The following is an 8,070-nucleotide window of genomic DNA, read 5'->3' on the forward strand; positions in this document are numbered from 1 at the left end:
TCGGGGAGGGAGCGAGGACACTGACGCCATCAACGACGCCTTCGTGGCCACCGTGCGCGCAGCCAGCTCGATCATCCGTTTCCCGCTGCCGGGGACTCGGTGGCGCGCCGGAGTCCATGGGCGCACGCTCCTGGAGGACTACTTCACCCGGCATCTGCCGACGGCTCGAAGTGCCCAGGGAGACGACCTCTTTGCGGGGCTGTGCCATGCGCGCACGGCCGACGGTGAGGCGTTCACTGATGAGGACGTCGTCAACCACATGATCTTCTTGATGATGGCGGCCCACGATACCTCGACCATCACCACCACCGCTGCCGCCTACTTCCTCGCCAAGCACCCAGCCTGGCAGGAACGGGCTCGGGCCGAGTCCGACCGACTCGGTGAACGCCGCCCCGACATCGACGACCTGGACTCGATGGCGACTCTCGACCTGGTGATCAAGGAGACGCTGCGCCTCGTGGCGCCCGTGCCGATCGTGATGCGCAAGACGATCGAGAACGTGGAGATTGCCGGACGCCACATCCCGGCGGACACCCTGGTGGCCGTGGCTCCTGCGGTGAACCACTTCGACGAGTCGTGCTGGACCGAGCCCGACACCTTCGACCCCGACCGTTTCAGCGAGCCGCGCCATGAGGACCAGAATCACCGTTTCGGGTGGATCCCCTTCGGCGGAGGAGTGCACAAGTGCATTGGTCTGCACTTCGGCACCCTCGAGGTCAAGGCGATCCTGCACCACATGCTGCGCACTTACACCTGGTCGGTCCCCGACCAGTATGAAGTGAGATGGGACAACACCTCGCTCCCCATTCCTGTCGACGGGTTGCCGATCACCCTGGAGCGCAGATGAATCCGGCACCGGTGGCGTTCTTGGGGGCGACCGACTTCCTCGACATCGAGCACGAGTCCGTCCGGGCATTCACCGCCGCCGCGGTTGGGGATGCGAGCACCGACCGGGACAAGGCCAATCGCCTCTTCACCGCCGTCCGTGACCAGATCTGGTACGACCCCTACACGGTGTCGGACAATCCCGCCCACTATCGAGCCAGCTTCGTCCTCGAGTCCGGGCGCGCCTATTGCGTCCCGAAGGCGGTGCTCTTGACCGCGGTGTGCCGAGCGGCAGGGATTCCGGCGCTGCTGGGTTTCGCTGACGTCCGCAATCACCTGCAGACCGAAGCGCTGCGAGCGCTCATGGGCGGCACAGACCTGTTCGTCTATCACGGCTACAGCCGTCTCTACATCGACGGCCGGTGGTTGAAGGCGACGCCTGCGTTCAACACCGAGTTGTGTGCGCGTTTCGGTGTGCCGCCGGTGGATTTCGACGGTGATCGCGACGCACTCCTGCACGCCTTCACCGCCGACGGAGCCCAGCATATGGAGTACGTCCGCGAGCGCGGCATCTTCGACGATCTGCCTTTGAACGCGATCCTGACCGAGCTTCGGCATACCTATGGACCGTTGATGTTCAAGCGCGCTGACGTGATCGCTGACGCTTTCACCGACACACCCACCAGCCGCACCCAGCCCGACGGGATCTCCGGTGGGTTCCACTCACCCCTGGAGGACCGATGAGCACGGCGACCGCAGCGGACGCCTTGGACGTGTGCAACCCAGCCGATGGCCGGCTGATCGCAACCGTCCCTGTGGATGATCGCGAGACCGTGAACGGTGTCGCGGCTGACCTCCGCTGCGCCCAGGTCGGGTGGGTCGAGGCTGGCCCGCGGCAACGCGCCAGATGGTTGCATCGCTGGCGGGACTGGATCCTGGCTCACACCGACGAGCTCACCGATCTGCTGCAAGCCGAAACGGGCAAGGTGCGCCCAGATGCCCTCGTGGAGACGACCGCGTCGTGCGAATTCATCACCTACTACGCTGACAACGCCGAGAGGTTTCTCGCTGGCGAGCAGGTCAGGTCCTCGAGTCTGTTGAGTCTGCCGAAGCGGCTGTCCAAGACCTACCACCCATATCCGGTTGTCGGGCTCATCACGCCCTGGAACTTCCCGATCACCCTCTTCCTCATGGATGCAGCGCCCGCGTTGGCTGCCGGATGCGCGGTCCTGGCGAAGTCCTCGGAGGAGACGCCACTGACGTGTGCGCGGGTCGTCGAGGGCTGGCACGAGATCGGCGCCCCTCCGGTCTTGGCCCATGTTGTGGGTGCCGGCGAAGCGGGTGCGTCGGTGGTGGACGCCGCTGACTTCGTGCAGTTCACCGGCTCGACAGCCACCGGGCGTGCGGTCGCGATCCGCTGCGCCGAGCACCTGAAGCCGGTGAGCCTGGAGCTGGGCGGTAAGGATCCGGCGATAGTGCTGGAGGACGCCGACCTTGCTCGTGCGGTGGAGGGGATCGCGTGGGGCGGTCTGTTCAACGCAGGGCAGGTCTGCATCTCCGTCGAGCGGGTATACGTGGTAGCTGAGATCTACGACGAGTTCGTGGCCCGGCTGACGCAGAGGGTGCGCTCCCTGGCCCAGGGTGCGGCGACAGGTGACGACGTGGGTGCGATGGTCACTGCGAGGCAGGTCGAGATCGCCGATCGCCACGTCAGCCAGGCGGTGGCGGCGGGTGCGCGGGTCCTGGCCGGCGGAACCCGGAGTGCGGTCGGGAACTACTACGCTCCGACCGTCCTGGTCGGTGTCGACCACACGATGGCTTGCATGACCGAGGAGACCTTCGGCCCCACGATCCCGGTGATGCTGGTCGCGGATGAAGACGAGGCCATCCGTCTGGCCAACGACTCGGCGTACGGCCTGTCTGCGACGGTGTGGACCCGCGACCACGCTCGGGCACAGCGCATTGCGAAACGCCTGGACGCGGGTGCGGTCAACATCAACGACGTCTTCAGCAACCTCTTCGCCACCACACTGCCGCACAGTGGATGGAAGGCATCGGGTATCGGTGCGCGGCTCGGCGGTGCCTACGGGCTGCACAAGTACTGCCGGGTCCAGGCGGTGACCGAGCCGCGGATTCCTGTCCCGGCACGAGAACTCACGTGGTACCCGTACACCTCCCGGCGTGCGGCCATCGCCGAAAGAGTATTGCGCGCGGCAGCCGGCCGCGGCCTGTGGCAACGCCTCGGCCTGAACAAGGAGAACAGCAAGTGACGACGCACATCCCCCACACTGCCGCCAAGACTGTGGCGATCACCGGCGGAGCCCGCGGCATCGGCTACCAGACCGCGAAGGAGCTGATCCGACGAGGCCACCGCGTCGCCATCGGCGACGTCGACGAGGCACGTGCCAAAGAGGCCGCCGTCGAGCTCGGGGTGAAGGTCGTCACCCGCCTCGATGTCACCGATCCCGACTCGTTCCGCGAATTTCTCGACCTGGTCGAGGGGGGCCTCGGCCCCCTCGACGTGCTGATCAACAACGCGGGCATCATGCCCACCGGGCACGCCCACGAGGAAGCCGACGCGGTGACCCGGCGGCAGGTCGAGATCAACGTCCTGGGAGTCATCTTCGGGACCAAACTCGCCCTCCAACGGATGCTGCCGCGGCGTGCCGGGCCCATCATCAACACCGCATCACTGGCCGGTGAGCTCGCCGTACCCGGTCTGGCGACCTATTGCGGCACCAAGTTCGCGGTCATCGGGTTCACTGAGGCAGCACGACAGGAATACCGCAAGTCCGGGGTCCAGCTGTCCACGGTCCGGCCTACGTTCACCAACACCGAGCTCGTCGCTGGGACGGCTGGGGCCAAGGGACTGCGCAACGCCGAGCCCGAGGAGATCGCTCGAGCGACAGCCGATCTGATCGAGAATCCGCGTTCTTTCGTGCGTGTCACCCGCCTCGCCGGCGGCATGGTCGCCGCGATGAAGTTCGTCCCCGGTCGGTTGGCTACCTGGCTCGGATCGGCCCTGGGCACGGACTCGGTGTTCCTCGACGACGTCGACATGAGGATACGCCAGGCCTACCTGGACAGAATCCGGAGCAACTGATCCAGTCTTCGAACCCCGTCGTGCGCCGATCCACCGAAGAGGAACTCCTATGCCCCGCAGAACCCTGATCAAGGACTACCCGCATCGGATGGCGGGGCATTGCGGCTCTGGCGCGATGCGCGATCTTCTGCACTGGCATGGTCTGGGGTGGGATGGACCGCCCGACGAAGGTCTGGTGTTCGCGCTCGGTGGCGCGGTGGGGCTATCCTACCTCCGGTCGAGCGACCTCGTCCCACCGCTGTACCTGGTGGGACGAGGTGCCGACTTCGAAGTCGATCTACCCCGCCGACTCGGCGGACAGGTCCACGTTCTCACGACCGACGATCCTCGCGAGGGATGGTCATGGGTTCTCGACGAGATCGAAGCAGGCAGACCCAGTCTGGTGTGGGGCGACATCGGTGAGTTGCCGTACCTGCGGGTCCAGTTGCGGATGAGTCGCCACGATATCGTCGTGATCGGTCACGACGAGGCCGAGGGGATCGCTTTTGTCGTGGACAATGACCGCGCCGAGGTGCAGGAGGTCCCGCTCGATGCGCTGGCTCGGGCGCGGTCCTCGAAGTCTTTCCCGGAACCGACGCGCCACTGCACCTACCGCATCATCTGGCCGGACGCGCTGCCAGACGTGGCGGAAGTAGCGGCAGAGGCATTTCGCCAGTCCGCGGCCAGTATGCGCCGCCCGTCGCAGCCCGGGATCGTCGATCTCACGACAGCGGCGGCCGGGGCCGAGGGCCTAGCTGCGGTCGTACAGCTGGCGGCCGACGTTCGGACCTGGGCCGATCTTCCGATAGACGACCTCGAGATCCTCCTGTTCAGCCTGAGCGCTTTTATCGAGAAGGCAGGTACCGGCGGCGGGCTGTTCCGCCGATTGCTCGCCGATGGCTGCGCGGATGTCGCACGCCTGACCGGCGACTTCGCCACCGCTCAACTCGCCGTCTCCGCCAGCCGTTGTGCGCAGGCATGGACCGAGACTGCACGTGCCGGTATCCGGCGCGACGTTGATGTGCGAGCGCGCGCGGCCGGGATGTCTTTGGCGGCTAGCCGGCTGCCAGAGCTGGAGTTGGACCTGGTCGAGTCCCTGGAGTCTGCTTCAAGCTCGCTTATGGCTGCAGATCGCTGACAGCCCCACTTTTCCCCGGACGCTCGGTCTCCGGATCGCTGTGTTCGAAGGCAACTCTCTCAACAAGGAATGCTATGCAGAGCACGATGATGAACGTCCCGTTGACAACTGCGGCGATTCTGCGCCACGGCTCGAGTGTGCATGGCTCGGCAACCGTGCGGACCTTGCAGCCCGACGGGAGCGTGAAGGTCGCCTCGTTCGCCGAGATCGGACGGCGGTCCGCCCAGTTGGCCAACGCGTTGCGCGGTTGCGGGATCACAGGCGATGAGCGCGTCGCAACCTTTATGTGGAACAACCAGGAACATGTGGAAGCCTACTGTGCGGTGCCCTCGATGGGCGCGGTACTGCACACTCTCAATCTACGCCTCGCCTCAGATCAACTCGTCTACATAGGCAACCACGCCGAGGACCGGGTCGTGATTCTCGACGGAAGCCTGGTCCCGCTGCTGGCCCCCGTGCTGCCGCACATCACCAGTGTGCACACCGTCGTCGTGACCGGGGGGGTGGACCTCACCCCGCTGCACCGTGACGGGCTCACAGTCGTGGGTTACGAGGAGTTCATCTCCGCTCAGCCCGAGACGTTCGACTGGCCTGACCTCGATGAGCAGTCAGCAGCCGCCATGTGTTACACCTCCGGTACCACCGGGACCCCCAAAGGCGTCGCCTACAGCCACCGGTCGACCTACCTGCATTCGATGGCGGCCTGCGCCGCCGACGGACTGCGAGTCGGCTGCGATGACCGGATCCTCGCTATTGTGCCGATGTTCCATGCCAACGCCTGGGGACTGGTCTATGCCGCCCTCATGGCAGGTGCCGACCTTCTCATGCCTGACCGGTTCCTGCAGGCCGAGCCGCTGGTACGGCTCATCGATGCCCAGAAGCCAACCGTCGCAGGCGCGGTCCCGACGATCTGGAACGACGTGCTGAACTTCGTGGAGGCCAACCCCAGCTACGACATCTCCTCTCTCGGCCTGGTTGCCTGCGGTGGCTCCGCCGTGCCCGTTCACCTGATGGAGATCTTCGAGGAGAAGTACGGCGTACAGGTTGTCCAGGCGTGGGGAATGACCGAGACCTCGCCGCTGGCCACCGTCGCGCGTCCGCCGGCATCGCTCGACACGCAGGAGCGGTGGCGCCTGCGAGCCACTCAAGGCCGTCCGGTTCCAGGTGTGGAATTGAGGATCGTCGGCGACGCGGGCAATGAGCTCCCGCACGACGGCGAAGCCGTCGGCGAGCTGCAGGTGCGCGGACCTTGGATCACCGGCTCGTACATCGGCGAAGAGGATGACGGGGAGAAGTTTCAGGACGGTTGGTTGCGCACCGGCGACGTCGGTCGGATCGATGAACGCAGTTTCGTCACGCTGACCGACCGCACAAAGGACGTGATCAAGTCTGGCGGGGAGTGGATCTCCTCGGTCGAGCTCGAACTGCTGCTCGCCGGACACCCCGATGTGCTCGAGGCATCTGTGATCGGGGTGCCGGACGAGAAGTGGCAGGAACGTCCCCTCGCGGTGATCGTCGTACGTGACGGGCGCGAGCCCACACCTGCCCATCTGCGTGACTTCCTCGTTGGCAAGGTCGCCAAATGGTGGCTGCCCGAGCGTTGGTGCTTCGTCTCCGAGGTGCCCAAGACCTCGGTCGGCAAGTTCGACAAGAAGCGCCTGCGCTCCCTGCATGCCGAAGGAGAGCTTGCCGTCGTCGAAATCTAGGAATCCTCTCTAGATCATCGAGCACGGGTCCCTGCTCACATCGTGGGGTTAGGATCCGCGGCGGACAGTCCGACTTCGAGTACCTTGCCCGGCCTTAGTGGTCACGCCTCTCTTCAGTCACGCCGCGAACGCAGACCGGGTGGTGCGACATACCCCACGCTGAGTCAGCCGAGAACCTCGCAGGCCAAACCTCGACTGCCGCGCGATCACGGCCACTTGGCGGCCCTGGATACTTCCTGCTGGTACCTGCGAAAATTCCCACCTGCAGTGCTGGCGGCGGTCCGGTTCGACCATCGCAAGGTGTGGGCGATGTGCCGTTGCGACGGGCACCCGGTGTCGCAGGCGACCGTGCTGCGGTGCCTGCGAGACGAGGGTCTGCTGCCGCCAGCCGCAAGGCTGCGTTCGCCGCCGAGCCCACCGGCCCGAATCAGGTGTAGCGTTTGGACTTCAGTGAGTTCGAGACCACCGCTGGCGGGACGTGGCGTATCGCGGATTGCCGGGACTACTGGAGCAAATACGAGCATCCCTGGCATGTGTCGCCGACGGCGAACCAGCACGAACGCGATCACCGCGATCGAGCGCGCTTTGGCCGACTACGAGCAGTCGTACGACCACCCGCTGGCCGAAACGTGCCCACGCGAGCCCGGCCGTGGTCTCGAGCCCGCGGCGACGATCGTGACCTACAACGGCGGCCCGTTCCGGTCGTTCCGCTTCGAGGCGTTCGTCACCGCACACCCCGAACTGCGCCACGTCGGTACCCGAGTCAGGTCGCCGGGCCAGAACGGCTCGCGCGAACGCGGTTTCGGGTCGCTGAAGTACGAGCGACTGTTCCTCGAGGAGATCGATGACGTCTTGGCCGTGGTGAAGCACGCTGACGCCTACCGGGTCGAGCACAACACCGTCCGGCCGCACGAAGCCATCGCTTGGAACCGGCCGATCCAGATCCACCCTGGCCTGGTCGGCCCTCGGATCCCCAACTTTCCCCGAGACCGAAAACCTGCCAACTACTTGACACGGGACACGACGACGCAGCAGCGGCCTCGTCCAGGAGTGTTCGATCAACGGCTCTGGTATCCCTCACACCCGAATTGAGCCAGAGCCGTTGACCCGACCTCCGTACGTGCGGGCTTTTGTCGGTTTTACTTGCGGGTGTTGTGGTTGTGGTGGGCGGTGAGGAAATCGTCGACCAGGCGTGCGCAGTCGTGGTGGTCGATGCTGTGCAGCCCGGTGAGGCGAGCGAAGACGATCGGGCCCAGCAGCTGGATGATGACGAAGGTGGTGTCGAGGTCGCCGAGGTGGGCGCGGGCCTCAGGGCTGGT

The 8,070-nt window shown here is 65.6% G+C and carries 7 protein-coding genes and 1 pseudogene; 7 read left to right on the plus strand and 1 reads right to left on the minus strand.

The genetic code is table 11. From position 1 onward, the window contains the following. The 7 genes from OEY_RS0127335 to OEY_RS0127365 form a co-directional block, all read left to right on the plus strand. A partial coding sequence (locus tag OEY_RS0127335) for a cytochrome P450 (protein ID WP_010596904.1) occupies positions 1–847 on the plus strand: 847 nt, incomplete at its 5' end. Next, the gene (locus OEY_RS0127340) at positions 844–1,569 is read left to right on the plus strand and encodes a transglutaminase-like domain-containing protein (RefSeq protein ID WP_003937317.1); all 726 of its coding nucleotides are present in this window, start codon (positions 844–846) and stop codon (positions 1,567–1,569) included. The genes OEY_RS0127335 and OEY_RS0127340, both read left to right, overlap by 4 nt. Next, positions 1,566–3,095 (plus strand): aldehyde dehydrogenase family protein, encoded by a 1,530-nt coding sequence (locus OEY_RS0127345; protein WP_003937318.1) that lies wholly within the window; start codon positions 1,566–1,568, stop codon positions 3,093–3,095. The genes OEY_RS0127340 and OEY_RS0127345 overlap by 4 nt, the downstream gene beginning before the upstream one ends. Further along, positions 3,092–3,928: an SDR family oxidoreductase gene (locus OEY_RS0127350; RefSeq protein WP_010596905.1), complete on the plus strand. Its 837-nt coding sequence runs from the start codon at positions 3,092–3,094 to the stop codon at positions 3,926–3,928. Before OEY_RS0127345 ends, OEY_RS0127350 begins: the two co-directional genes overlap by 4 nt. Positions 3,929–3,977: 49 nt before the next feature. Then, positions 3,978–5,045 (plus strand): BtrH N-terminal domain-containing protein, encoded by a 1,068-nt coding sequence (locus OEY_RS0127355; RefSeq protein WP_003937320.1) that lies wholly within the window; start codon positions 3,978–3,980, stop codon positions 5,043–5,045. A 74-nt stretch (positions 5,046–5,119) separates the two neighbouring features. Next, complete coding sequence (locus OEY_RS0127360; RefSeq protein WP_003937321.1) at positions 5,120–6,751, plus strand: long-chain fatty acid--CoA ligase; 1,632 nt, start codon at positions 5,120–5,122, stop codon at positions 6,749–6,751. A gap of 585 nt (positions 6,752–7,336) precedes the next feature. Further along, positions 7,337–7,843 (plus strand): integrase core domain-containing protein, encoded by a 507-nt coding sequence (locus OEY_RS0127365; RefSeq protein WP_228791322.1) that lies wholly within the window; start codon positions 7,337–7,339, stop codon positions 7,841–7,843. 47 nt (positions 7,844–7,890) lie between these two features. On the opposite strand, the pseudogene OEY_RS0127370 reads toward OEY_RS0127365, so the two are convergent. Next, positions 7,891–8,070: pseudogene (locus OEY_RS0127370) on the minus strand (TetR family transcriptional regulator); the annotation flags it as partial.

The organism is Rhodococcus sp. P14 (genome assembly GCF_000256505.1).
Taxonomy (GTDB): domain Bacteria; phylum Actinomycetota; class Actinomycetes; order Mycobacteriales; family Mycobacteriaceae; genus Rhodococcus; species Rhodococcus ruber.

What these genes read in the sequence shown, in the direction of transcription:
- OEY_RS0127340 (WP_003937317.1), top strand. Translation starts at nt 844, where the DNA reads ATGAATCCGGCACCGGTGGCGTTCTTGGGGGCGACCGACTTCCTCGAC.
- OEY_RS0127345 (WP_003937318.1), top strand. Translation starts at nt 1,566, where the DNA reads ATGAGCACGGCGACCGCAGCGGACGCCTTGGACGTGTGCAACCCAGCC.
- OEY_RS0127355 (WP_003937320.1), top strand. Translation starts at nt 3,978, where the DNA reads ATGCCCCGCAGAACCCTGATCAAGGACTACCCGCATCGGATGGCGGGG.
- OEY_RS0127360 (WP_003937321.1), top strand. Translation starts at nt 5,120, where the DNA reads ATGCAGAGCACGATGATGAACGTCCCGTTGACAACTGCGGCGATTCTG.